The sequence below is a fragment of the Bacterioplanoides sp. genome (genome assembly GCF_965219715.1).
Lineage (GTDB): Bacteria > Pseudomonadota > Gammaproteobacteria > Pseudomonadales > Oceanobacteraceae > Bacterioplanoides.
In genome coordinates this window covers 1-21,546 of the sequence record NZ_CBDCOG010000001.1, presented here as the reverse complement: position 1 = coordinate 21,546, position 21,546 = coordinate 1, and the positions used below count along the sequence as shown (strand labels likewise).

The following is a 21,546-nucleotide window of genomic DNA, read 5'->3' as shown; positions in this document are numbered from 1 at the left end:
GGAATTAACTGGAATAAATCACCTTTAATTAGCCAGTTGCAACAACTAAAAAACAGGGCAGTTACCCCACAAGTTTTTGCCCATGCTGACAACAGACTGGCTGACTATAGGCACAGCAGGCCCAACGGTTGATGGTCGAAAGATCAGTGAACAGATGTTGCTGGAAGCCGCCGAAACCTACGACCCTGAAGAGTATCAGGCTGTTATCAGCTCTGAGCATTTACTCTGGTGGTTTGGCAATTTTGGTGAAGTCACTCAGGTTAAAACCGGCACTGATAAAAAAGGCAGAACCGTCCTGAAGGCAAAAATCCACCCCAATAACCGTTTGATCGAAATGAACAAACAGGGGCAGCGACTGCATACCAGTATGGAGCTGACCGATGATTTTGCCGGAACCGGAAAGGCTTACCTGATGGGGCTGGCTGTCACCGATGAGCCCGCCAGCCTGGGAACCTCTGCCCTGCAATTTTCTAAACAGAAACCCTGTCCGTTATTAATCAGTCAGCAAACCGAATCCATTGATTACTCCGATACAGCCTTACCGGAGTTTGATGACCCCAATAAAGAATCTGAATCATTCATCAAACGGCTTAAGCAATTATTAAGCCGGGAGATCCAGCCCGATCCAGAGGAATACGATATGAAAGATGAGCAGTTCAACGCCCTGAAGGATCTGGCTGAAAAGCAACTTGAAGCTGCCGAAAGTTTGAACAACACCCTGGCTGACAAGTTTGCAAATGCGACCTTTGCCGTAAAGCCTGAAACCGGATCTGAAACCACTGCAACAGGCAATGAAACCACTGGCAAAGAGTCTGAAACAAATATTCTTGATGCTATCGACAAGCTAAGCACCCGGTTAACCGACGTTGAAATCAAACTTTCCAAGGCCGTTGAGGGGAAGCCAGCCACTGAAAAGCCAGCCGGAACCGGAGCTGGTGAAGAAGTTCAGTTCGTTTGAGGTTGCAGCCATGAGAGAGTTAACCATACAAAAATTCAGAAAGCTGCACCAGGCATTGTGCAAATCGTACAAAGTGACTAATCCCGGGAAATATTTTTCTGTCACTGAACCCATGGAAACCATGCTAAACAGTGCTATTCAGGATTCCAGTGACTTTCTGAAACGTATCAATATGTTGCCTGTCACAGACCGCAAGGGGCAATCGGTTAAAATTGGTATATACAGCCCGCTGGCAAAACGCACCAATGTAGATGAAAAAGACCGCCAGCCAACCAAAATGCAGCCACCGGATGGGGTTGAATATGAATGCAAGTTAACGGAATTTGATGTTTCATTCAGCTATGACTTGTTGGATGCCTGGGCACGGTTTGATAATTTTATGGAACTGTACATGCAGCAGGTTTACCGCCGTATTGCCCTGGATCGAATTATGGTGGGCTGGTATGGCACATCGGCAGCCACTGAAACCAAACCGGGTATCAATACCAATCTGGAAGATGTAAACATTGGCTGGCTGAAACTGCTGATGACCCATAAGGAAGAACATTATCTTACGGAATCATCCGATGGTTCCGGGCAAATCACCATTGGCAAGTTTGGTGATTATAAGAACCTGGATGCAATGACATACGATGTGTATAGCATTATTGACGATGCCCAGCGCACCGGCAGCGAAGTAGCCATCATCGGCAGGCGTCTGGTAGCTAATGATATGGGTAAGGCTTTGTCATCTTTTGCCCAACAACCCACAGAAAAAAACCAGATCATGGTTCTGGAAAAAACCTATGGTGGCTTGCCATCACTGGTGATTCCTCATTTTCCGGATACTGGTCTGGTGGTAACTGATACAGAAAACCTGTCTCTCTATTACCAGTCAGGAAGAACCCGCCGCAAGATGGAAGACAAGCCAGAGCGTAATTCCGTGGTTGATTTTATGAGTTCCAACGATGCCTACATGATTGAAAATTTTGACGGTATTGCCGGAATTGAAGCTAATAACATAGAGTTTGTTGATGAAGAATCAACTACACCAGATGGAAGTTAAAAAATGACTTCCATCGCCATGCAATTCAAAGATGCTGCTGTAGCCAGAAAAAAAGCTGAAAAAAAAGATCAGCTTGCCGCCGAATACGAAGCAGATACCATACGGCAGACAGCAGAAGATTATGACCAGTTTCAGCTACTGGTTAACAGCCTTGAAACCGATTTGAAACGCTTGTCAGGGCTCTCCCCCGGAGATAAAGACAAGCTAAAACAGGATGAACTGATACCCAAATATATTTCTGTTGCACAGAAATATATTGAGGAAGGAGAAAGCTACCGGAATCCGGTTCTGGTGGAAGTCATCATCATGATGTTGGATGTTGGGCAGATTCCGGAGGCCATGGCCTTTGTGGATTGCGCTATTGAGCAGAAGCAACCCATGCCGGAACGGTTTAAGAAAACCAATCTGCCCACTTTTATTGCTGATAGTGTTTTGCACTGGGCAAATGCCCAGATAGCCAGAGACAAGCCCCACGATCCCGAGTTCAGTCAGACCTTTGAAGCCATGGTTGAGGATGGCTGGAAGGTTCCCAGAGAGCTGATTGGCAAATATCACAAGCTGGCCGGTGATGTTGATCTCAGCAATAAGCAGTTTAAAAACGCCCTGGAACATTTCACCCGAGCCATGGAAATCGACCCTGTTGGTAGCAAATGCACCACCAAAATTAACCAGATTAAAAAGAAACTGGACTAATGAAAGACTCCTCAGCACCCACTCCGGGCAGGCACAGAAACAAGTCAAACCAATCGGGTTCGGGGTTTGTTTCTGTTGCTCTGTCCCGGTTCTGAGGTTTCTGTCATGAACCGTTTTTCCGGCAAGAGAACGACGCAGCATGAAGGCATCATCAAAAACCAGCTGTTCTGGCCGGATATTGATATCGGGAAGTTTTGCGAAGACTACCGGACACCCAATGAACTTAACCAGGGAACCATCAAGGAACATTTGAGCCATGCAATGGCTGAAATCAACATTCAGCTGATGGATTATCGCCACAGGAAAATGGATGAAGGTTTCGACCACCTGAAAGACGTTCCGGCTGAAACCATAGGCGACGAAAGCCGATTGCTGATGCTGTATCGCCGGGCTGTTTCCTGCCGTTGCAAAGCCGTTATCTGTCGGGATTACCCCACCATTGACCGACGGGAACCGGCAGAGAACCAGGCGAAGTCATCACAAGAGACTGAATACACCAACCTCTGCAACTCAGATAAAGCCGTAAGGGCATTCCTTGAACTCTCTGATATTTCGGTGGATGTGATATGAGCTACAAGCTGCAGCAGGTCACTGATTTTCTGGTGGGTCTGAATTTTGTTCCAGAAGAGAACATTGATAACTGGGTTGACCTTTGCAGCGTCATTCCGGAAAGCCGGAATATGGGGAAATATCTTGAAATATGCAGGCTCCATCATCAATGCACATTACTGATTGAACGCTATACCGGAGATTCCAGGCTGATTACCGCCTGGGTATCCGCCTGGTTACATGACCATGACCCGGATCGTGATTCCTATCAGTTACCTGACCCGGATATTGATATTGAAGCACTGGACGCATCCGGAACCCAGTGGGATATAGATATCTCCATTGAGTTTGTGGAACCGGTCATGGTGGTGATGGACGACACGGGAAATATTCCATGGCAGGGGCAACGCTGGAGCCTGATTGATGATCCGTTGGTGGATGTAGCGGAATCTGTAGAGGAAGTGGAGCCGGAAGACCGTCACAAGGGAGTCTCAGATGATTCCTGATATGTCAGTTACTTACGATGCAGAACGGGCAGCCGCCATTAATCAGCAGCTGGTGATCCGTTCTTTGTCCGCCACATCCCGTAAACGCATCCTGAAAAATACCGGTAGAGTCCTGTTGAAAGAAAGCCGTGACCATATCCGCCAACAGCAAACCCTGTCTGGTAAATCTATGGAAAAACGGAAATACGGCAGGGGCAAGGTATTAAAAAAGATGGGCAAGACTATTAAGTTTTTTGCGAACACAAAAAACGTCAGGCTGACCTGGACGAACCGGGCGATTGCCAAACTTGCCTCACGTCACCAGTTCGGGATTCCGGAAGTGTTTGATGCCCTGAAAATGGAAAACATTCATGGCAAGCCGGACTATCAGCAACCTGCCAGCCGCAAGCAGGCAAAAGCATTGTTGAATGAAGGGTTTCGGGTAACGCCACAGGATACGACAAAGAAACCCCGTAAAGGCAAAACCCGAAAGAAGAAACCCAGCCAGAAATGGATCATGGAAAACATGAAGATGGGGCAGGCCGCTCTGGTTATCCGGAAACTCCGGAAGGAAGAAAGACCACCCAAGACCTGGAAAGTAAAAGTCCCTGCCCGACCGTTCCTTGGGGTTATGGGTGGTGATGCATCACAGATTATCTCTGACCAGATTGAACAGGAGCGACAACGCCGCTCCAACGGTTCTCCGAAAATAGGAGGCTAGTATGTCTTTAGGTTCCGTTACCGTTAATAATTTAAACCTTGGGCAAGGTTCTCCGACTGCTATCGAATGCCTGGACCTTTTTACCGGAGTGGCCGGAGATTCAGAAATCAATGACCAGGTACACGCCATTAATACATCTACCAATCTGGATGATTTGCTGGGCAGTGATACCAGCAACCTGAAGACACAGATCATGGCAGCTATTAATAATGGTGGTCAGAACTGGTTTGGTTATGTGTTACCACTCTCTGAAAGTGCGGATCTGCTGGATTCAGTGGATGATGCTGTTGGTCAGGTCAGTGTGGAATCTGTAGTTTGTTGCGACCCGGTTTCTGCCAAATCAGAGCTAGAGGATATGCACGCCAAAGCTGAAGCAATGATTAGCAAATACCAGCGCCGCACATTCTTTCAGGCTGCATTCCGGGAACTGGATGCCTCCAATGATGGCGAAAGCTGGAGCGATTATTCAGCAGCAGCCAAAGCGATTACTGAGAATGTTGCAGGCGATCGGGTAATTGTTGTTCCTTTATTATATCCGGATTTTCTGGGCTCTCTGGCAGGGCGACTGGCGAATCAATCAGTCAGTGTGGCAGACAGTCCAATGCGTACTGCTACCGGTTCACTGGTGGGAAATTATGCCGAACGCCCGGTTGATATTAACGGCAGGCCACTGGACAAAAGCGTTTTGCTGGATTTGCACGACAATGGACGTTTCACTGTGCCCACCTGGTATGAGGATTACGAGGGAACCTATACGTCTGACGGTTATACTCTGGCCCCGGAAACCAGCGATTACCGTGTTATTGAAAACCTGCGGGTTGCCGACAAGGCCGCCAGACGTATTTACCTGCTGGCGGTATCACGAATTGCAAACCGTCTTCTGAACAGCACTTCCAAGTCTATCGCCTTTAACAAAACTTACTTTATGACCCCCCTTCGGGAGATGAGTCACGGGGTGGAAATTAACGGCATCCCTTTCCCAGGAGAGATTGAACCACCAGAATCCGGGGATATTGTAATTAGCTGGGTTACAAAAAACACCGTTGAAATTTATTTCACCCTGCGCCCCTACGGCTCTCCCAAGTCCATCACTGCCAATATCACTCTGGATTTAACCCAGTACGCAGATGCCGCCTGATGAGAGGTTTTTATGAGAATTTCAGGAAAAAGTTTCAATATTCAGCTGGGCGATTTTCTGATATTCGTCAATTCCATGACTGCCGACATAGACGACAGCCGGGCAGTAGCAAAAGATCGTGGGATACCCAACGATTATGTGGATGGCGAAGTGGCGTGTAGTGGCGAGATTGAAGTCGATGCCCAGAATTTTACATTGATTATGAACGCTGCATCCAGTGCTGGATCTTTCAGAGATCTTTCTACATTCGACATAAATGCATTTGCTGATACTGGTAATGAAAATATGAAAGTTGAGCTGTTTGGTTGCCTGTTGCGAATCAGCAGCCTGCTGGATATCGACCAGGCCGGAGGGGAAAAGCATATGACCACCCTCCCCTTTGATGTCACCAGCCCTGATTTTGTTCGTATCAATGACACCAATTATCTGTCACAGACAGATACTGATGATATACGGGCAGCCTAAGACATGTACCAGCCCCGATTTTTCAAGGCTCAGGAACTGGTTCCCCCTTCTGTTTATAAGAAGATGGGCGACAAATCACTGAGTCTGATTGATGACCGGGTTTTAATGACTCTGGATCAGTTACGTCTGAAGATGGGGCTGTGTACAATCAATAACTGGTGTTTTGGCGGCAATTTCGAACAGTCCGGACTGAGAACCGATGAATGTAAGGTGTTTAGCCCAACAAGCCAGCATGCTTTTGGCAGAGCCATGGATTGCAAGTTCCGTGATCATACGGCTGAACAGGTTCGCCAGTTTGTCATTAATAACAAAGAGATGTTCCCTTACATCACTTTTATAGAAAGTGATGTTACCTGGTTTCATTTTGATGTTCGCAATGGTGAACGAATAACCCTCTGGTCACCGAAAACCGGAGAGTCAAAGATTGTATGAGCACAGAATCTATCACCCTCAGTTACAAACAGATAGGCGCTATTGTTTTGGTCCTGGTCAATATCCTTTTGGTCGGTCCTGGTGGATGGATATTGAAACATCTCTGGGACGAAACTCAGACATTCAGAAATGAAACCAAAGATCAAATTGATGATCTGCAAAAGCAGCTGAGTGAGTTGCAGGTTGAATTATCAACAAACTACCTTCCCAGAAAATCTTTTTCAAATTACAAGGAAGAGATGGGAGAAGCCCTACGACACCTGGATAGCAAAATAACGCCATGAACGAAAAAACCATTGAAGTACAGATCGGCGACAAAGAGCTGATGTTTAAAGTCACCCTTGAAGATTACAACAACTGCATTAATGCCCTGCAGATGGAAAACAAAGTTGCGCCCATGCACAATTTTCTGGTGATTACCTCTGCCAACGAAAACACAAAAGAGGCCGTTAAACAGGCATTTCATGACGCATTAACCAGTGACCTGTTTGGTGCAGTGGTCAAAGAATTTAAGCCTGATGTTGCGATTACTGTAAAAAAGTCCAGCACCGGGCAAGGCGCATTGACCAGGACGGATTCACCCAGTTAGAAGCCCTGGCCCAACACTGGTTTCCCGGTTCAGACCTTTCTGAGGAAACCATGGCGAGGGCTCTTTGGATGGAAAAAGAGTGTTGGCAGCGAATGCAGAAAGCCGTTGCCAATGGCGTTGCCAGAGCGTTCTCCGGAAGACGGAAACGCTGATTTATTGTTCAAAATATCGTGCGCTACGTGCATGAAATCAAAATTTGTGGGGCTAACCCCTGTTTCATTCACGTAGGAGCGCCTGTTTTTTTGTGAGGTTGTTATGACTGAAGGCGAATATCGTGTCGGCATTGCTTTTAATCCCGATGGTAATGAAACCGTGGATGCAATAAAGCAGAAAGCCGCCGAACTGATCGACCTGGTTGCAGAGCATGGAAAAGACGAACGTTGCACCTCTCTGGCACAAACCGCTTTTGAAGATGCCGCCATGTGGGCTGTGAAATCAGTCACCAAACCAGACCGGGAGTAACCAGAAGCAAACAGCCAATAGCCAGCAGCTAAAAACAGCTTATGTCATCCGATGCCCTGACGCCTCTGATGTTTACAGTAGGGCTGGTAGACAAAATCACCAGCCCTGCCCAGAAGGCTACAAAAAGCTTTGACGATCTGGTATCGACTGCAAAAACCGGTTTCCATGATATGGCATCCGGGGCTATCGGTCTGGCCGGAACCGGGGCATTGATTTATCAGAGCCTGTCACCAGCTATTGAAATGAATCGGGCTCTGGGGGAAGTGAAAAGCCTGGGAGTTCAGGAAGACGCACTAAACCAACTGAATATTTCCGCTCTTGAATTCTCTGCCAGCTATGGCAGTGCTGCTGATGAGTTTGTACGGGCATCTTACGATATTCAAAGCGCCATTGGTGGGCTGAGTGGTCAGGAACTTTCGAACTTCACCACCGCTTCAGGCATTCTGGCAAAAGGCACTAAATCTGATGTCGCCACTATCACAAACTACATGGGAACCATGTATGGCGTGTTCAAAAATACTGCTGACCAGATGGGCAAATCCAACTGGGTTGAAATGGTGGCAGGGCAAACGGCAGCCGCCGTAAGGATGTTTAAAACCACCGGTTCAGAAATGGCATCGGGTTTTGGAGCCCTTGGCGCATCAGCTACCGCTATGGGTGTTAACATGAGTGAGCAATTAGCGGTATTGGGCACGCTGCAAGCCACTATGTCCGGTAGCGAGGCCGCCACTAAATACAATGCATTTTTAAGTGGTGCGGTATCCGCTCAGGATTCACTGGGCGTTTCTTTCTTTGATGCCACTGGCAATATGAAATCCATGACCGATATTCTGGATCTGCTGGAAGGAAAAATTGGCCATCTGGATAAAGCCGCTAAATTCACCACCCTGAAAGACGCCTTTGGCACAGATGAAGCCGTGAAACTGATTCAACTGCTGATGGCAGGTACTGAAGATCTGGCAGGTTCAATCACCGAACTGAGTGAAATCAAAAACATGGACCAGGCCGCCGAAATGGCGGAAGCTATGACCGATCCATGGGCACAACTGGCAACCGGTATTGATGCAGTGCGAATAGCCATAGGTCAGGCACTGTTGCCGGTAATTAATCCCCTGATTGATACCATGGCAGCCGGAGCCAGAGAGGTGTTGTACTGGACAAAACTATTCCCCAATCTGACCAAAATAGTTGGCTTTACAGCCATTACCATTCTGGCATTAGGCGCAGGTATGGCCGCCCTGACCATTGCCGCCGGAGTGGGCAAGGCCGCCTGGGCTGGTTTTATGATGATTATGAAACTGGGAAGACTGGTTACCATGACCATGGCTGCCGCCCAGTGGGCAATGAATGCCGCGTTCCTTGCTTCTCCTGTCGGGTTGATTGTGATTGGTATCACCGGATTGGTGGCCGTTCTCTATGCAGCATGGATGGGCATCAAAGCACTCTGGAATGTTTTTTCTGATACCGCTGCTGGCGAAGCATTCACCGCCATGGTTCAGGGTATTGTTGACTGGTTTAAATCACTGGGAGGCATTGTTGACTGGGTTATTGAGAAGCTGGATAAGATTCCGGGAATCAGTATTGGTTCAGAAATTGAAGCTCCTGCCCCGGTCAATTTGCCTCCAGAAGCTGAAACCTACCGACCTACCGGAATTCCCGGAATGCAACCTGTTGTTGATGTTGAATCCCTGAATATTGACGTACCTTACCGCCGTGAAACCATGCCCAACGAAGTGCCCGCCGGAGGTGTAACCAACCAGATCAGCAAATCAATCAGCGATAACAGCAACAAAACCACAGAAGTTTCTATTACCACAAATCAGCCCATGAGCCCGGCATTACTCAATGAATTTTTGCTAATGGAGGGAGCCTGATATGACCGCTTCCAGTGAATGGCAGGATATTCTGATTACTGACCGGGATATTACCCTGGATTCCGCTGGTATTCCGGAAATGGTTATACAGCGCCCGTCAATTACCCAGGATATTGTTCATATGATTTTGGATAGTGGCCTTTTAATTGAACTGGTTGGCGAGCGGTCACAGAGCAAGTGGGCTGGCAATATGTCCAAAGTGGAAACACTGGTAGAAGACGATACCCGAATTAAACCTGGTACTATCCAGATCGACTGGAGCAACCGGGAAAAAATCTACCTGTTTGCAGAGAGCATTGCCGGAGATATCAAAGTGGGCATGGATATGGAGGTCGCTACATGACCGATTCCATTAATACCCATGAAGAAGATTTTGAGCAGATTGTTCGGGATGCCGGTATTCCCACCACTGAAGAAGAAATGCAATCACAGTGGAATCAGATTAATACTGACCAGGGCAGTCAGATCAGTAATGATTCCCGATGGTCTCCATTCTGGCGACTAATTAGCGCCATTGTCACCGCTCCTGCTATGTGGGTTGTGAAGTTTTTGATTAATGACCTGCTACCCAACAGCTTTGTTAAAACGTCAAAAGATGTTTTTCTGGATATCCTTGCCTGGAGCCTGAAACTCAAACGCAAAGAGGGCGAAGCTACCACAGGCAACATAACATTCACCAGAGTCAATGTTCAAAATGCCATGGTGGTTCCCAAAGGAACCAGGATACAGTCCCCTCCTGTTAACGGCGTGGTCTATGAGCTGGTAACTCTGGAAGACACCACTTTTGCTGAAAACGAGATTACTGTAGATGTGCAGGCAATGGCTGCAGAGCCCGGAGCGGCCTACAATCTGGCGCCCGGTTATTACCATATTCTGCCCCAGCCGGTAGATGGCGTAGTGTCAGTACGCAATAACGATGACTGGATAACTACCACCGGAGCCAATGTTGAGTCCAATGATGAATTACGACTTCGATGCCAGAACCAGTTTACCGCCGTTGGTCAGTTTCACCACGATGCTGCATACAAATCCATTATCACTGAGTTTTCCGGGTTACGGTCTGATTACATATGGTTTGAGCATGGCGCACCCAGAGGACCGGGAACCGCCAATGCTTATCTGATGGTAGAAACCGGATCCGCACCACAGGATCTGGTAAATAGTGTGAACGCTCATATCAGGGATAATGGCTACCATGGCCATGGTGATGATATGGAATGTTTCTCCATGCCAGGCACTCCCTATGATTTCAAAATGACTATTTACCCGGTCAGCAATCTGACCACAGAGCAACTGGATCAGTTAAAAAAAGACTGTGAACAAATGGTACGCAGTGCTTTTCGGGAAAATCTGGCGTACCCGGTTACCCGTACCTGGCCTTTTGACCGTTTCAGCATAAGCAGGCTAGGACAGGAACTTCATGATTATCTACCTGATCTTGATTCTGTGGTGTTTGACCGTGGCGATATTGAGAGCCTTATGGAGCTTCCCGTCATTGGCAACCTTACTATAAACATGAACGCCACCATGAGGGCTTACATATGAACCTGACATTGCCATGGTGGATGAGCGGCCCGGAACTGACCAAACTGAAACAGGCCGCCGAAAACTGGTTTGCACAGGTGATGGAATGGGCCAACTGGCCCCTTACCCAGCTTGACCCACGCACCGCGCAATCGGGTATTGTTGACTTGATAGCCTGGCAGCGTGGTATAGAACGATTCTCCAATGAGCCTGTAGAAATGTACCGGCTAAGGGTATTTCATGCCTACGCTAATGCCTCAGATGCCGGTTCCACGGCTGGATTTGTTGCCATATTCCAACGATTGCAACTGGGTTATATAGAGCAGGAAGAACGATTACCGGATAAAGACTGGGACGTGATTGTGTTACGTGTCAGCGACTCCATCACTTCACAGAATCCGGAGTTTATGAACTGGCTGATTCAGACTTATGGCCGAACCTGCCGCCGTTATGAATGGGAAGTTATTACCCTGCTGACCATGGAGGCAACGTCCGGAGCCTTTGACTGGGATCAGCAAACCTCCATAGCCAGTTTGCCGGGAGCGTCATAAATGGCAGAAGTCATCACCCTGCAAGGCGAAAATCTGATTGCTGAAAAACTGGGCAATCATGAAATACTGAACATTGATACTTTTATCCTGTCCTACGATCCGGATATAGATCCTACTGCACCTATAGATCGTACGTCCGGGTTACCGGATTCCAGTCAGATAGTTCATAAGGCCAGCGTTACCCAGACCGGTTATGTGAATCCGAACCAGGTAGTTTACAGCCTGTTTATGGACAGCACTGTGGGCCCATTTGAATTTAACCGGATGGATCTGGTTTCCAGTCAGGATGGCAATGCCAGTGTCGCCATTGCCACTATGCCCACGCAAAATAAAGTGGCCGATGATCCCGGCAATAATATCCGTGGTCAAAGCATGACTCGCAACTTTATGACGGTGTACGACGGGGCTCAGGCAGTTACTGGCATCACGGTAGAGGCGGCTACCTGGCAGATTGATTTTATGGCCAGGTTGCACGCTTCTGATGAGCTGGAGCGAGTCAGTACCAGGGATATTTACGGTCGTTCCTGTTTCTGGGGAACCGGGTTTCAGGTTATTAATGATGCCGGAAAATATAAAATCAGGCAGGGAACTGGCTATGTGGAGGGGATCAGGACATTTAATCAGTCAGATATTCTGTTTGATCCTGGCTCACTGCCTAAAAAAATATGGCTGGATGTATCCAGGCATGGGGATCTCAATGGGGTAACTGTCACAGTCCAGCCAGTTTACAGCAATGATGACCAGGCTGATTACATGGACGGCAATCAGGTTCAACACTACATGGAACTGGTGGCATCAATATCATCTGCCGGAGTGGTTGATGATCTGAGAAAAACCTGCCCTATTGCAGATCATTTGCTGGATCATCTGGTTCCAGAAGCGCCTGAGAATGATAAACCCTACTACCGGATGAACGGGGAATGGATTGAAGTTGAGTCCCCTGTTTCATGGTCTGCCCCGCTTGCCACAGAAGGCCAGACCGTTATTAAACCGCCCTATTCGTTCACTCTCGCTGACGTGTACATCAATGGCGTAATGCAGGATCAGAACCGAGGGGCGTACCTGATATCCGATAATGAAATCACCCTCGCTGACCATCTGAAAGAGGATGACCACGTTCAGGTGATTATTGGTGGAGCAAAAGCGACCAGTAAACAGGCATCACTAACGGCCAGCTGGAAACTGATTCGCAAAGATTACAGCGCCAGTCCGGGCGATAAATTATTGCTGGACAGTGAAAGCCGGGCATTCACCATCACCCTGCCAGCCCTTCCACAGGAAGGGCAGCAAGTCGATTTTCTGGATATTGGCGGAACGGTTGAAAATAATGCAGTCAGTGTTTCCGGCAATGGCAATCTGATTATGGGGAAAAATGACGATCTTGGCATTCATACCAACCTGATTTCCATGTCACTGCTGTATTGTGGTTCGCATTATGGCTGGAGGGTGATGGAATGAAGCCATTAAAGGAATATTTACGCAAGGCAAAGGATATTATTTTTTCACCCGTCACCGGTATTGCTGACAAAAACGTCCAGAGTGCCATTGAAACCGCCTACAAAAAAGGCGATGAAGCTTTGACTGCAGCCAATAGCAAGATCAACCAGAGCGAAGGGGACGCCCGCTATATCCAGAAATCCAGTATCAGCACCGCCACTGATTCAACCAGCACAGCCACAGTTTCAGCTTCACTTGCTACCAAGGAAACTTATGATCACGCTGCAGCCGCCCACAAACTGATTTCCAGCAAAGATACTGAATATCAATCCACTTTTGAAAAACTGGCAAACCGTAACAAATCTAACGGTTACGCCGGTCTGGATAGTGCCGGATTATTAAGCCCTAACCAGATCCCCGGACAAACTATTGTCAATGTGTTTGTCTATGACAGCACTGCAGAACGCAATGCTTATACAAAGCATCATATGGGGGATATGGCGATTATTGAAGGAAGTGGCGGAACCGCTTCCCTTTATATTCTGAAAGTTGATCCGGCAGGTTCTGCCACTACCGATGATGACTGGCTGATACTGCAAACCAATGTCACTGTTGACGTTCATTCATGGAACAAACGCAATGGTGATGTAATGCCAGCACTGGGAGATTACAGCACCGATCTGATCTTCCATGATGAAGAAATTTTGGATGGCTACCTGACCAACCTTGAAGCCAGTATCCCGAAAACCGCTGGTGACCTGAACGCCTATAACAAAACGGAAGTTGATGGCCGTTTTGTTAACAAAAGTGTTGTCAGTGATTCAGTCACATCTGACAGCAGTACAGATGTTGCCAGCTCAAAAGCTGCTAAAACCGCCTATGACCGTGGCACAACCGCACTGAATACCGCTAACAGCAAGCTATCTGAAGAAGAGGCCAACCTGCTGTATCTGGGTATCAATGCCAAAGCCAAAGATTCAGCCCTGCTGAACGGCCAGAACGAATCCTTTTATCGCAATGCCAGCAACCTGAATTCAGGCACTGTGCCCAATGCCCGATTGCCATCCACCGCCATCCGATCCGATAACCAGATTAAAGATATTGCCGGGGCCATGGCGAACGGTTCACAGACCAGAATCACTGTCACATATGACAGTGCTAACAAAGCCTACGCCTTTGTAGTTGATGTCCAGTCTGAGCAGAATTTTACCGGCAACTACAAAAGTAAGTTGGATAAACTGTTACCCAACCACTGGAAAGTAGTGACGGGCAACACCACAGCCGCCAACGGTGACCGGATTATGGTGGATATGGACAGCATTGGTACATTAACAGTCAATCTGCCATCGTCACCCAGCGCCGGGCATACCGTCATGGTTGCTGACGGAACAGGGCTGGCAGGCCAGGGGAAGCAGTTGACCATCGGCAGAAATGGTACAAATATTATGTCACTGTCTGAAGATATGAATGTTGATGTTCCGGGCTATCTGATGACCTTTGTGTATATGAACAGCACCAGGGGATGGGTGGTAATGAACTGATGAGTAATTTATCAGATTTTGTGCCCACCGGAGGCTCCGGAGGAGGCTCAGAAATCTACACCATAAGCTGGTCAGCTCCGGTTGCCACTGGTGGAGAAACCGTTCTGTCGCCTCCACATGCATTTACCAAAGCCATGTTGTTTATTAATGGGGCTCACCAGGATGAAACCCGTGGCGCATTCACTATTGCAAATAATCAGCTGACGCTGGCATCCCCTCTGATAAAAGGTGATGAGGCTCAGGTATTGATTGGTCTGGTGATACCGCCGGGCACTTCAGACTGGAACCTGATGACTGGCGACACAACCGCTATGGCTGGACAAAAAATCCTGCTGGACAGCAGTGCCGGAGCATTTACCGTCACTCTGCCAGCCAGCCCCGGCGACGGTGAACTCATTGATTTTGTGGATGTTGGCAACGCTCTGGATACCAACCCGGTCAGCCTGAACCGTAATGGCAAACGGATCATGGGGGCAGAGGATAACCTGACCCTGGATACCAGCCTGGTTTCCCTGCAGTTGCTTTACAGCAATGCAGAGCTGGGCTGGCGGATTCTGGAATAACCGGCATGAGTAATCTGTCGGATTTTGTGCCATCTGGCGATGGTGGTGGGGTTGGCTCCCGTTATGTTTCAGAAGTGCATAATGCGACTTCAGGACAAACCGTGTTTGATTTGAGCAACAGCTATACACTGGGGTATTCAAGCCTGGTGGTTTGTATCAACGGGGCTGAACAGGCTCCAAAATCAAGCGCTTACGCTGAAACCAATACCAAGCGGGTGACACTATCGGAAGGGGTTAATGCAGGTGATGAAGTGGTGTTCCGTATTTTGCAGACGCTGGAGGAATGAACGATGGCTCTGACAAAAGTTAAGGGGTCTGTGCTGCCTGATGTCTTTCCGGGAGTCGTCTGGATGTTTGCCGGAACTGAATCACAGATAGCGGATGGCTGGCAGTTGTGTAATGGTGAGGGGGAAACCAGTAACGGGATTGCTGTGCCGGATTTGCGGGACAGGATGATTATTTGTGCGGGTAGTGATTATGAGGTTGGGGATACGGGTGGAGCTAAAACGGCTACTACGGATAGTAAGGGGAGTCATAGTCATGATGTGACTGTGGATTCTGGGGGGAGTCATAGTCATAGTATTACGGTGAATTCTCATACATTGACAACAAGTGAGATGCCTAGTCATTCCCATACTATTACTGGTTATTGTGCATGGGCTTATTCTGACAAAGTTGGCCAAGGCAATCACGAAGGAAATAAGACATGGACAGCATATAGCAATAGTGCTGGATCATCCGGTTCCCACAACCACACCGCCAGCAGCAACAGCACTGGCAGCCATACCCACTCTGCCAGTAGCAACAGCACAGGCAACCACACCCACACCGTCAGCACAATGAACCCCTATTACGCCCTGGCCTTCATCATCAAACTGTAGGAACCCGCCATGCAACTTACCATTGTCGAACCCGATAACCTGACCATTGTGGACGGTAAAACCCAGCAGTTTGACCTGTCCGGCTATGAGCTTCCCGACCATTTCTGGGCGCTGCAATGGCAGGACGACAAAGGTCATATTGAATACAACATTTCTGAGGTGCCTGACCGTCAGCCAGATAATATTGATACCCTGCCTGACTGGACTGAATCCATCATTGCTGAACACCAGCGATTAACTCAGGAACAACAAAAACAACAGGATGCCAGTGCCGCACAGTCATTATTTATCAGCAACGGCCAGGCAAGAAAGCACCGGGTTAAAAAACAAACCCGTGCAAGAGCAAAACAGGAACAGCAAACGATTAACCAATTCGTTCGGGAGCAAATGACATGAGCCGCATTACATACAACACCTCAACCCCATTCGGGCAGTTAGTATCTGAGGCGATTGATCATATTTACCAGGCAACGCTGAATATACAACGCAGCGCCAGTGCAGTTGCTGAAATGACTGCTGAGCAATGCGAGTCAGAGGTCGGGGTGGCACAGGATGATTTCACTAATTTCCGCAATCGACTGAACGATATCCAGCTACATCTTGAGTATGAAAAATTCCAGACCATGATTGTTATTTTTGACCAAGGATGAATCCTTTTACAAAGGATTTTTATGTTGACTCTCAATAGTGCCCGGGTACTAGGCCATAATCTGAAAATCCGGGCAAATTTCCGCATAGAAACCAAAGAGCTTTCCGGCCAGAGCTCTGCCAGTGATCGTTCAGAGGAAGGCATAAAGCCCGTGACTCTGGCAGTCACTCTGGAGATCCATTACAAAAATTCAGACGACCTTACCAGGCTGATTGCCCTTGCCCGATCCACAGATGACAACGGCAATATGACGATTTACCAGATAGTTACCCCCATAGCCGAAGTCTGCAAAATACGGGAGGTGACGTTTACGGATAATTTCAATGTGGCAGAGCATGACCAGCTGCAGCTCTGGCAGATTGCGTTCACCCTGGCAGAGCATCGCACTGTTGCCGAAAAATCCGAGCAACGCCAGCCTCAGCCAACAGCCGTAGAACAGGATTCCGGAAACGATCTGGCATCAACTCTGACACCACCGGCTAACGATGAAGAACAGCTGACCGGCTTTAAGGCTGTTCTGAAAAAATGGGATGATGCCCTTGCCTGATGAAAATTATCAAATCTTTGACCGTGGATAATGAGCCACACAACCTGATTGAAGACGATATCAGACTGGAGCTGTGCAGCCCCGGCAGAGCCATCTTTATTGTTGTGTCTGATAAAGAGCTGTCGGGCATTGCAGTTTACAAAGCGGGCTGGAGCGATGGTAAAACCTACACTTTTTTTATTGGCTATGTGGAGAGCAGTATTACCATCAACCCGCAACAACAAAAATTGTTTTGCCGGGAGCTGAACGCAACTATAAACCGATTTTTGCCCCTTGGATTGCGCCATGTTGCCGCTAAAGATGTGCTGGTCAGCCTGACCGAACAGACGGATATTAATTTTGTCATCCCTTCCTCTGATTATATGGATCAGCCATCCCCCTATTTTTATCATCTGGGCGATGGTTATCAGGCCATGGATGCCATTGGCAGGGTTTACCGGATTCCACAGTATATCTGGCAACAAATGGGCGATGGTTCGGTATTTGTTGGAAGCTGGCAGGATTCCCGCTGGGCAAAACACCCGATCCAGATTCCCGATAACCTGTTTACCGGGCATTTAAGCACCAATAGCGCCAGCATTGCCATGGTTCCGGCTATCAGGCCGGGAGTGCAGTTTAACCGGGGCATTGTCAATTCAGTACAGCTCAGACAGGAAACTATGGTGATTTCATGGACGCCATCAAACGACTGGTAAACAGACTCTATCCGGAGCTAAAGGCAGGCTACCACACGCCCATGCTAGGCAGGGTTGAACGCATCACCACCACACCCATTACTGGAAACTGCACTTTGGATGAACCTTTGTACGCCGTGGATATCCAACCAGTGGATGAACATTTCAACGACAAGGGCAAACTGTTCCGTGATGTGGTTTTAGGCATGACTTATGCCGGTAATGAACGTGGTATTTTCGCCCTGCCCGATCCGGGCTGTATTGTAGAATTCTGTTTTGCCTATGCATCACCCAAATTGATTTTTATCCGTGGTGTGATTCCCTGGGGATTGAAACTGCCAAATCTGGATACCGATGAAGCAGCCTGGCACAAAAACGGCAGCGTATGGCAGGGCTATGACAAATACGACAACTGGCAACGACACACCAGCGCCAATATTGAGGAAACCTGCGATAATATAAGAAAGTGCACAGCCAATGCCAAACAGCTCCTGACTGCTCCCAAAACATGGCTGGGTAGTGAGCAACAGAATGTTTTGCAAATAGTCGTTGACTGTATTTCTGAAATAGAAGGCGCACTTGGCATAATTGCCAGCCATACACACACCGCTGGTAAAGTAGGCCCGCCAGATCAGTCAGGCGATATCTCAGGATCTGCCAGCAATCTTTCTTCCATCCGCTCCGGACAACTGGAACCCATCACAGAATAACGCCCATTTCTTGCACTGTGCCAAAGGATGGCGCATCCCTTTTTAAAAAATATTCCGATCTGCATATTTACATGCATATATGAATTATATATTATGTATATACGCAAACACGAAGAGCGGAGGATATGGAAGCAACCAAGCTTTTGACCATGAGAATTCCGGAGTCGTTAAGGGATCGTTTTGTTGCCTTGTGCAAGCAGAACGACACCAGCGCAAGCCGTGAGCTACGGGAGTTTATGAGGCGTTATATAAGGGAGGTGGAAAAGCAGTGCGATAGCTGAATCAGATTTTTTGTGAATTTCCCGGTCTGTTGGATTAGGCCCCGAACAGACCAGGAACATTAATTTCAACCCTTACCAAAATATGGAATTAAAACTAATGTCTGAAGTAATTTACAACATGCCGCTGGAACGTGCAATCCGTGAGTTCACCGTTACCGAGCTGGTAAAGCTGCTGGGTAAAACTCACCCGTCTTTTCTGGCTGCTGCTGTTAAGGCAAAGATGGAAATGGGGGTAGCGTGATGGATCAGAACACCATCAAGCGCATTCAGGCGAGACAAGAGCAAAGACGGTTGAACATTCTCAATCATTTTAACCGTGGAACTGCCGCCCTTGACTTGGCAAAAATGGCCTTGGAACATTCCAGCAACAGTGCTGAAGCCGCCGCCAGATTGTTGTTATCCATGGAAAATGGAACGTCTTTTGAATTCAGGTTTTTACTCTTTCTCGATGTTGAGAACAGGGCAAAAGCTGACCTGATGACCATGGGATATAAACACCATGACCGGTGGCCTTCAAAATGGATTGATGCAGCCGGTTCAAACGGAAAGGAGATCATGAACAAGGTCAAAAGGAAGTGGCATTTTAATCCGGAGGTAATGCAATGATGTACGCCATCAAGCAGAGCTACTGGAACCACCAGGGCAAGTCATGGGTAAAGATCCTGGAGCCACGGTACAAAACCTACCGTGGCGCAGAAAAAACCGCCGCCCGATCCTACCGCTGGACATGTGCTGATCCGGAAACCAGGGAGGTGTTTGAAGCTTCCAGTGCTGAAGTGGTGGAGGTTGGCAAATGACAGAAGTCCTTACACCAAAGCAAATAGCCAACAGGCTGTATTACGCAAAGCATGCTGAAAAGATAAAAGCTCAAAAAAGAGCAGCTTACGCAGAAAGCAAAGCAGAAAAACCTGTTCGTAAAGCTGAGAACCATAAACCGGCAGCCAAAAAAGTTTCTACCAGCCCTGAAACCACCAAGACAAGGGCAGTAAGAAATCGCATTGAAGATTTCAAATTGGCAAGAGAGCTTGGAGTCGGTATTTCAGATTTATAACCACAGGAATGTAAAAAAGCTCCCATTCGGGAGCTTTTTTATTTGGTATTACCTATCACAGGTTTTGCTTACATTTGCTGAAACAAGCGTAGAACTACCAATTTCTAAAACTGGGTATTCGAAATAAAGAGTGGAAAATAGCTGTGCGTCATGGCGAACTGATGCTATAGTTATATCAACGGTGAGGGAGATAGAGTTGCAAATCACCGTTAGCCATTAACTAAAGCGCCGACCAATCTGGAACGGTTCTAGGAGAAAAAAAATGACCACTATTCAAATCAAAAAGATCGATCTGATCTCTGAATTATCTGCTGCTGCTGAGCATTTTGGTTCAACTGACTGGGATATTTATGTCAACGCTGACGGAGCGGTTGATACACGCCACAACACCCATATGAACAGCGACTGGGATGTGCTTATAGATTTATATCACATGGGTGGTTATGAGGACGAAAACGGAAACTATCCGGGTGATGATGACTATGATTCGGCTGGTGTTGCAGAGTGGATAGTTAATGAAACCGATATCACTCTACATGATATTGAGAGGTATAACTATCAAACCGAAGATTTTGAAAAAATCGAACTAGAACTGATTTAATGGTAGACAGAGCGGTTTTTGCCGCTCTTTTTTGACCGTCACGATCAGTTTGATTACTGGTTTTTCCAACTGCCCGAACGCTGCCCTCTAGAGCATTCATTTGAGGTTCGTGGTCATTTCCGCTGGCAGGCCTACGGGAAAAAATTCAGCAAACATAAACTACTGTGGATTGATTCGTTCCGAAAAGGCTCTGGGGAGCTGGACACTCGGGCGCAGAAAATAAAATTGTGAGGATACTATGGCAGATAAACGACTAAAACTATTCCCGGCTCCGGCTATCATTCAGGTCAAACAATCACACCCTGACAAATTCAGTCAGCGGGTATCGACAATGCTGGATCGCTATCAGGGATTGCTGGAATACAATCATTCATCTCTGGAGTTGTCAGACACTGAACAACAGCAGGTCGCTGAATGTTTAATGGGTAGCGTAGTAGATGCGCTGTTTATTGATTGTCTCGATCAAGAGTTGGATGATGCTGGCTATAGGGCGACGGCTAAAAAAATACAGCAGACCAGTTATGCGGATCGGCTTGTATTGATTGAATCGTTGGGCTGCGACCTGGCATTGGGGTAATTATGGACAAACACCGCAACGCAAACAGAAAAAACAAACTCATGTTGCAGGCTCCGCTGAATGCTGAGCAGCAAGAAACGCTGGCGGTGGTAAAAAAAACTGCGGGGAGTCACGTCTAACGCTGACCTGATCCGGTTGTTGTTGAATGACGAAAAACGGCGACTGTTGCAATAGCAGTCGTCATGACGTTTCGAACATTTCCACACGATAATTCGAATACCCCTAAAACTTTGTCACACAAATTATGTGTATGGCAAAATGGGACTATATACCAATTATTATCAGAACTATTATGCTTTTTTACGTGTGCTCCAACATGCGCACGATTAGTACATCCTTCTACAGCACAGTCATCAAAAAACCATCCACCACCAAATTTTTTCCAATGATCTAGCCAGCCCTCGCATTTACATGAATTATCGCTTGTTCCATTGATATTATTTACTTTCATCCTGCCCCTTCCCTATCTAATAGCCATATCATCCTGATCAGGAAATTTTGAGTTAAATCAAAATAACTGCATCATATTTTTAAAAATAGCACGAAAG

Annotated in this window: 34 protein-coding genes; 33 read left to right on the top strand and 1 reads right to left on the bottom strand. The window is 47.4% G+C overall.

What is annotated here, in order from left to right; translation table 11 throughout:
• Positions 1-82 precede the first annotated feature (82 nt).
• The 33 genes from ACOQOZ_RS00170 to ACOQOZ_RS00010 all read left to right on the top strand — a co-directional run bounded on the left by ACOQOZ_RS00170 (position 83) and on the right by ACOQOZ_RS00010 (position 20,998).
• Positions 83-958, top strand: coding sequence for a GPO family capsid scaffolding protein (locus ACOQOZ_RS00170; RefSeq protein ID WP_420588206.1), 876 nt, complete (start codon positions 83-85; stop codon positions 956-958).
• 10 nt (positions 959-968) lie between these two features.
• Positions 969-2,003 (top strand): phage major capsid protein, P2 family, encoded by a 1,035-nt coding sequence (locus ACOQOZ_RS00165; RefSeq protein ID WP_420588205.1) that lies wholly within the window; start codon positions 969-971, stop codon positions 2,001-2,003.
• Positions 2,004-2,006: 3 nt separating this feature from the next.
• The gene (gpM, locus tag ACOQOZ_RS00160) at positions 2,007-2,696 is read left to right on the top strand and encodes a phage terminase small subunit (protein WP_420588204.1); all 690 of its coding nucleotides are present in this window, start codon (positions 2,007-2,009) and stop codon (positions 2,694-2,696) included.
• Positions 2,697-2,801: 105 nt separating this feature from the next.
• Entirely contained in the window at positions 2,802-3,266 is a 465-nt protein-coding gene (locus ACOQOZ_RS00155) for a head completion/stabilization protein (RefSeq protein ID WP_420588203.1), read from the top strand.
• A complete protein-coding gene (locus tag ACOQOZ_RS00150) occupies positions 3,263-3,751 on the top strand; it encodes a phage tail protein (protein WP_420588202.1) in 489 nt (162 codons plus the stop codon). The genes ACOQOZ_RS00155 and ACOQOZ_RS00150 overlap by 4 nt, the downstream gene beginning before the upstream one ends.
• On the top strand, positions 3,741-4,451 hold the full coding sequence (locus ACOQOZ_RS00145; RefSeq protein WP_420588201.1) for a hypothetical protein: 711 nt from the start codon (positions 3,741-3,743) through the stop codon (positions 4,449-4,451). The genes ACOQOZ_RS00150 and ACOQOZ_RS00145 overlap by 11 nt, the downstream gene beginning before the upstream one ends.
• A gap of 1 nt (position 4,452) precedes the next feature.
• The gene (locus tag ACOQOZ_RS00140) at positions 4,453-5,589 is read left to right on the top strand and encodes a DUF2586 domain-containing protein (protein ID WP_420588200.1); all 1,137 of its coding nucleotides are present in this window, start codon (positions 4,453-4,455) and stop codon (positions 5,587-5,589) included.
• Between the two features lie 12 nt (positions 5,590-5,601).
• Positions 5,602-6,054: a phage protein gene (locus ACOQOZ_RS00135; protein ID WP_420588199.1), complete on the top strand. Its 453-nt coding sequence runs from the start codon at positions 5,602-5,604 to the stop codon at positions 6,052-6,054.
• A 3-nt stretch (positions 6,055-6,057) separates the two neighbouring features.
• Entirely contained in the window at positions 6,058-6,486 is a 429-nt protein-coding gene (locus ACOQOZ_RS00130) for a hypothetical protein (RefSeq protein ID WP_420588198.1), read from the top strand.
• Entirely contained in the window at positions 6,483-6,770 is a 288-nt protein-coding gene (locus ACOQOZ_RS00125) for a hypothetical protein (RefSeq protein WP_420588197.1), read from the top strand. The genes ACOQOZ_RS00130 and ACOQOZ_RS00125 overlap by 4 nt, the downstream gene beginning before the upstream one ends.
• The gene (locus ACOQOZ_RS00120; RefSeq protein ID WP_420588196.1) at positions 6,767-7,075 is read left to right on the top strand and encodes a putative phage tail assembly chaperone; all 309 of its coding nucleotides are present in this window, start codon (positions 6,767-6,769) and stop codon (positions 7,073-7,075) included. Before ACOQOZ_RS00125 ends, ACOQOZ_RS00120 begins: the two co-directional genes overlap by 4 nt.
• Positions 7,048-7,227: a DUF6890 family protein gene (locus ACOQOZ_RS00115; protein ID WP_420588227.1), complete on the top strand. Its 180-nt coding sequence runs from the start codon at positions 7,048-7,050 to the stop codon at positions 7,225-7,227. The genes ACOQOZ_RS00120 and ACOQOZ_RS00115 overlap by 28 nt, the downstream gene beginning before the upstream one ends.
• Before the next feature lie 103 nt (positions 7,228-7,330).
• A complete protein-coding gene (locus ACOQOZ_RS00110) occupies positions 7,331-7,537 on the top strand; it encodes a DUF7681 family protein (protein ID WP_420588195.1) in 207 nt (68 codons plus the stop codon).
• Between the two features lie 41 nt (positions 7,538-7,578).
• A complete protein-coding gene (locus tag ACOQOZ_RS00105; RefSeq protein ID WP_420588194.1) occupies positions 7,579-9,411 on the top strand; it encodes a phage tail tape measure protein in 1,833 nt (610 codons plus the stop codon).
• A gap of 1 nt (position 9,412) precedes the next feature.
• Positions 9,413-9,754 (top strand): DUF2590 family protein, encoded by a 342-nt coding sequence (locus ACOQOZ_RS00100; protein WP_420588193.1) that lies wholly within the window; start codon positions 9,413-9,415, stop codon positions 9,752-9,754.
• Positions 9,751-10,956, top strand: a complete 1,206-nt coding sequence (locus ACOQOZ_RS00095) for a baseplate J/gp47 family protein (RefSeq protein WP_420588192.1) — start codon at positions 9,751-9,753, stop codon at positions 10,954-10,956. The genes ACOQOZ_RS00100 and ACOQOZ_RS00095 overlap by 4 nt, the downstream gene beginning before the upstream one ends.
• Entirely contained in the window at positions 10,953-11,486 is a 534-nt protein-coding gene (locus ACOQOZ_RS00090; RefSeq protein WP_420588191.1) for a phage tail protein, read from the top strand. The genes ACOQOZ_RS00095 and ACOQOZ_RS00090 overlap by 4 nt, the downstream gene beginning before the upstream one ends.
• Entirely contained in the window at positions 11,487-12,944 is a 1,458-nt protein-coding gene (locus ACOQOZ_RS00085; RefSeq protein ID WP_420588190.1) for a phage tail protein, read from the top strand.
• On the top strand, positions 12,941-14,464 hold the full coding sequence (locus ACOQOZ_RS00080; RefSeq protein WP_420588189.1) for a hypothetical protein: 1,524 nt from the start codon (positions 12,941-12,943) through the stop codon (positions 14,462-14,464). The genes ACOQOZ_RS00085 and ACOQOZ_RS00080 overlap by 4 nt, the downstream gene beginning before the upstream one ends.
• A complete protein-coding gene (locus ACOQOZ_RS00075; protein WP_420588188.1) occupies positions 14,464-15,027 on the top strand; it encodes a hypothetical protein in 564 nt (187 codons plus the stop codon). Before ACOQOZ_RS00080 ends, ACOQOZ_RS00075 begins: the two co-directional genes overlap by 1 nt.
• Positions 15,028-15,032: 5 nt before the next feature.
• The gene (locus tag ACOQOZ_RS00070; protein WP_420588187.1) at positions 15,033-15,314 is read left to right on the top strand and encodes a hypothetical protein; all 282 of its coding nucleotides are present in this window, start codon (positions 15,033-15,035) and stop codon (positions 15,312-15,314) included.
• Between the two features lie 3 nt (positions 15,315-15,317).
• The gene (locus tag ACOQOZ_RS00065) at positions 15,318-15,908 is read left to right on the top strand and encodes a hypothetical protein (RefSeq protein WP_420588186.1); all 591 of its coding nucleotides are present in this window, start codon (positions 15,318-15,320) and stop codon (positions 15,906-15,908) included.
• 9 nt (positions 15,909-15,917) lie between these two features.
• Positions 15,918-16,304 (top strand): hypothetical protein, encoded by a 387-nt coding sequence (locus tag ACOQOZ_RS00060; RefSeq protein WP_420588185.1) that lies wholly within the window; start codon positions 15,918-15,920, stop codon positions 16,302-16,304.
• On the top strand, positions 16,301-16,558 hold the full coding sequence (locus ACOQOZ_RS00055) for a hypothetical protein (RefSeq protein WP_420588184.1): 258 nt from the start codon (positions 16,301-16,303) through the stop codon (positions 16,556-16,558). The genes ACOQOZ_RS00060 and ACOQOZ_RS00055 overlap by 4 nt, the downstream gene beginning before the upstream one ends.
• Positions 16,559-16,579: 21 nt before the next feature.
• Positions 16,580-17,104, top strand: a complete 525-nt coding sequence (locus ACOQOZ_RS00050) for a DNA-binding protein (RefSeq protein ID WP_420588183.1) — start codon at positions 16,580-16,582, stop codon at positions 17,102-17,104.
• Complete coding sequence (locus tag ACOQOZ_RS00045; protein ID WP_420588182.1) at positions 17,104-17,799, top strand: hypothetical protein; 696 nt, start codon at positions 17,104-17,106, stop codon at positions 17,797-17,799. The genes ACOQOZ_RS00050 and ACOQOZ_RS00045 overlap by 1 nt, the downstream gene beginning before the upstream one ends.
• Entirely contained in the window at positions 17,775-18,488 is a 714-nt protein-coding gene (locus ACOQOZ_RS00040) for a hypothetical protein (protein WP_420588181.1), read from the top strand. The genes ACOQOZ_RS00045 and ACOQOZ_RS00040 overlap by 25 nt, the downstream gene beginning before the upstream one ends.
• A gap of 378 nt (positions 18,489-18,866) precedes the next feature.
• Positions 18,867-19,010: a hypothetical protein gene (locus ACOQOZ_RS00035; RefSeq protein ID WP_420588180.1), complete on the top strand. Its 144-nt coding sequence runs from the start codon at positions 18,867-18,869 to the stop codon at positions 19,008-19,010.
• Complete coding sequence (locus tag ACOQOZ_RS00030; RefSeq protein ID WP_420588179.1) at positions 19,010-19,375, top strand: hypothetical protein; 366 nt, start codon at positions 19,010-19,012, stop codon at positions 19,373-19,375. The genes ACOQOZ_RS00035 and ACOQOZ_RS00030 overlap by 1 nt, the downstream gene beginning before the upstream one ends.
• The gene (locus tag ACOQOZ_RS00025; protein ID WP_420588178.1) at positions 19,372-19,566 is read left to right on the top strand and encodes a hypothetical protein; all 195 of its coding nucleotides are present in this window, start codon (positions 19,372-19,374) and stop codon (positions 19,564-19,566) included. The genes ACOQOZ_RS00030 and ACOQOZ_RS00025 overlap by 4 nt, the downstream gene beginning before the upstream one ends.
• Positions 19,563-19,820, top strand: a complete 258-nt coding sequence (locus ACOQOZ_RS00020) for a hypothetical protein (protein ID WP_420588177.1) — start codon at positions 19,563-19,565, stop codon at positions 19,818-19,820. Before ACOQOZ_RS00025 ends, ACOQOZ_RS00020 begins: the two co-directional genes overlap by 4 nt.
• 262 nt (positions 19,821-20,082) lie before the next feature.
• Positions 20,083-20,421, top strand: coding sequence for a hypothetical protein (locus ACOQOZ_RS00015; RefSeq protein WP_420588176.1), 339 nt, complete (start codon positions 20,083-20,085; stop codon positions 20,419-20,421).
• A 238-nt stretch (positions 20,422-20,659) separates the two neighbouring features.
• The gene (locus tag ACOQOZ_RS00010) at positions 20,660-20,998 is read left to right on the top strand and encodes a hypothetical protein (RefSeq protein ID WP_420588175.1); all 339 of its coding nucleotides are present in this window, start codon (positions 20,660-20,662) and stop codon (positions 20,996-20,998) included.
• A 115-nt stretch (positions 20,999-21,113) separates the two neighbouring features.
• On the opposite strand, the gene ACOQOZ_RS00005 is transcribed toward ACOQOZ_RS00010, so the two are convergent.
• Entirely contained in the window at positions 21,114-21,449 is a 336-nt protein-coding gene (locus tag ACOQOZ_RS00005) for a hypothetical protein (protein WP_420588174.1), read from the bottom strand.
• Positions 21,450-21,546 lie beyond the last annotated feature (97 nt).

Coding starts and splice junctions, on each gene's coding strand:
- ACOQOZ_RS00170 (WP_420588206.1), top strand. CDS start 83: ATGCTGACAACAGACTGGCTGACTATAGGCACAGCAGGCCCAACGGTT.
- ACOQOZ_RS00165 (WP_420588205.1), top strand. CDS start 969: ATGAGAGAGTTAACCATACAAAAATTCAGAAAGCTGCACCAGGCATTG.
- gpM (WP_420588204.1), top strand. CDS start 2,007: ATGACTTCCATCGCCATGCAATTCAAAGATGCTGCTGTAGCCAGAAAA.
- ACOQOZ_RS00155 (WP_420588203.1), top strand. CDS start 2,802: ATGAACCGTTTTTCCGGCAAGAGAACGACGCAGCATGAAGGCATCATC.
- ACOQOZ_RS00150 (WP_420588202.1), top strand. CDS start 3,263: ATGAGCTACAAGCTGCAGCAGGTCACTGATTTTCTGGTGGGTCTGAAT.
- ACOQOZ_RS00145 (WP_420588201.1), top strand. CDS start 3,741: ATGATTCCTGATATGTCAGTTACTTACGATGCAGAACGGGCAGCCGCC.
- ACOQOZ_RS00140 (WP_420588200.1), top strand. CDS start 4,453: ATGTCTTTAGGTTCCGTTACCGTTAATAATTTAAACCTTGGGCAAGGT.
- ACOQOZ_RS00135 (WP_420588199.1), top strand. CDS start 5,602: ATGAGAATTTCAGGAAAAAGTTTCAATATTCAGCTGGGCGATTTTCTG.
- ACOQOZ_RS00130 (WP_420588198.1), top strand. CDS start 6,058: ATGTACCAGCCCCGATTTTTCAAGGCTCAGGAACTGGTTCCCCCTTCT.
- ACOQOZ_RS00125 (WP_420588197.1), top strand. CDS start 6,483: ATGAGCACAGAATCTATCACCCTCAGTTACAAACAGATAGGCGCTATT.
- ACOQOZ_RS00120 (WP_420588196.1), top strand. CDS start 6,767: ATGAACGAAAAAACCATTGAAGTACAGATCGGCGACAAAGAGCTGATG.
- ACOQOZ_RS00110 (WP_420588195.1), top strand. CDS start 7,331: ATGACTGAAGGCGAATATCGTGTCGGCATTGCTTTTAATCCCGATGGT.
- ACOQOZ_RS00105 (WP_420588194.1), top strand. CDS start 7,579: ATGTCATCCGATGCCCTGACGCCTCTGATGTTTACAGTAGGGCTGGTA.
- ACOQOZ_RS00100 (WP_420588193.1), top strand. CDS start 9,413: ATGACCGCTTCCAGTGAATGGCAGGATATTCTGATTACTGACCGGGAT.
- ACOQOZ_RS00095 (WP_420588192.1), top strand. CDS start 9,751: ATGACCGATTCCATTAATACCCATGAAGAAGATTTTGAGCAGATTGTT.
- ACOQOZ_RS00090 (WP_420588191.1), top strand. CDS start 10,953: ATGAACCTGACATTGCCATGGTGGATGAGCGGCCCGGAACTGACCAAA.
- ACOQOZ_RS00085 (WP_420588190.1), top strand. CDS start 11,487: ATGGCAGAAGTCATCACCCTGCAAGGCGAAAATCTGATTGCTGAAAAA.
- ACOQOZ_RS00080 (WP_420588189.1), top strand. CDS start 12,941: ATGAAGCCATTAAAGGAATATTTACGCAAGGCAAAGGATATTATTTTT.
- ACOQOZ_RS00075 (WP_420588188.1), top strand. CDS start 14,464: ATGAGTAATTTATCAGATTTTGTGCCCACCGGAGGCTCCGGAGGAGGC.
- ACOQOZ_RS00070 (WP_420588187.1), top strand. CDS start 15,033: ATGAGTAATCTGTCGGATTTTGTGCCATCTGGCGATGGTGGTGGGGTT.
- ACOQOZ_RS00065 (WP_420588186.1), top strand. CDS start 15,318: ATGGCTCTGACAAAAGTTAAGGGGTCTGTGCTGCCTGATGTCTTTCCG.
- ACOQOZ_RS00060 (WP_420588185.1), top strand. CDS start 15,918: ATGCAACTTACCATTGTCGAACCCGATAACCTGACCATTGTGGACGGT.
- ACOQOZ_RS00055 (WP_420588184.1), top strand. CDS start 16,301: ATGAGCCGCATTACATACAACACCTCAACCCCATTCGGGCAGTTAGTA.
- ACOQOZ_RS00050 (WP_420588183.1), top strand. CDS start 16,580: ATGTTGACTCTCAATAGTGCCCGGGTACTAGGCCATAATCTGAAAATC.
- ACOQOZ_RS00045 (WP_420588182.1), top strand. CDS start 17,104: ATGAAAATTATCAAATCTTTGACCGTGGATAATGAGCCACACAACCTG.
- ACOQOZ_RS00040 (WP_420588181.1), top strand. CDS start 17,775: ATGGACGCCATCAAACGACTGGTAAACAGACTCTATCCGGAGCTAAAG.
- ACOQOZ_RS00035 (WP_420588180.1), top strand. CDS start 18,867: ATGTCTGAAGTAATTTACAACATGCCGCTGGAACGTGCAATCCGTGAG.
- ACOQOZ_RS00030 (WP_420588179.1), top strand. CDS start 19,010: ATGGATCAGAACACCATCAAGCGCATTCAGGCGAGACAAGAGCAAAGA.
- ACOQOZ_RS00025 (WP_420588178.1), top strand. CDS start 19,372: ATGATGTACGCCATCAAGCAGAGCTACTGGAACCACCAGGGCAAGTCA.
- ACOQOZ_RS00020 (WP_420588177.1), top strand. CDS start 19,563: ATGACAGAAGTCCTTACACCAAAGCAAATAGCCAACAGGCTGTATTAC.
- ACOQOZ_RS00015 (WP_420588176.1), top strand. CDS start 20,083: ATGACCACTATTCAAATCAAAAAGATCGATCTGATCTCTGAATTATCT.
- ACOQOZ_RS00010 (WP_420588175.1), top strand. CDS start 20,660: ATGGCAGATAAACGACTAAAACTATTCCCGGCTCCGGCTATCATTCAG.
- ACOQOZ_RS00005 (WP_420588174.1), bottom strand. CDS start 21,449: ATGAAAGTAAATAATATCAATGGAACAAGCGATAATTCATGTAAATGC.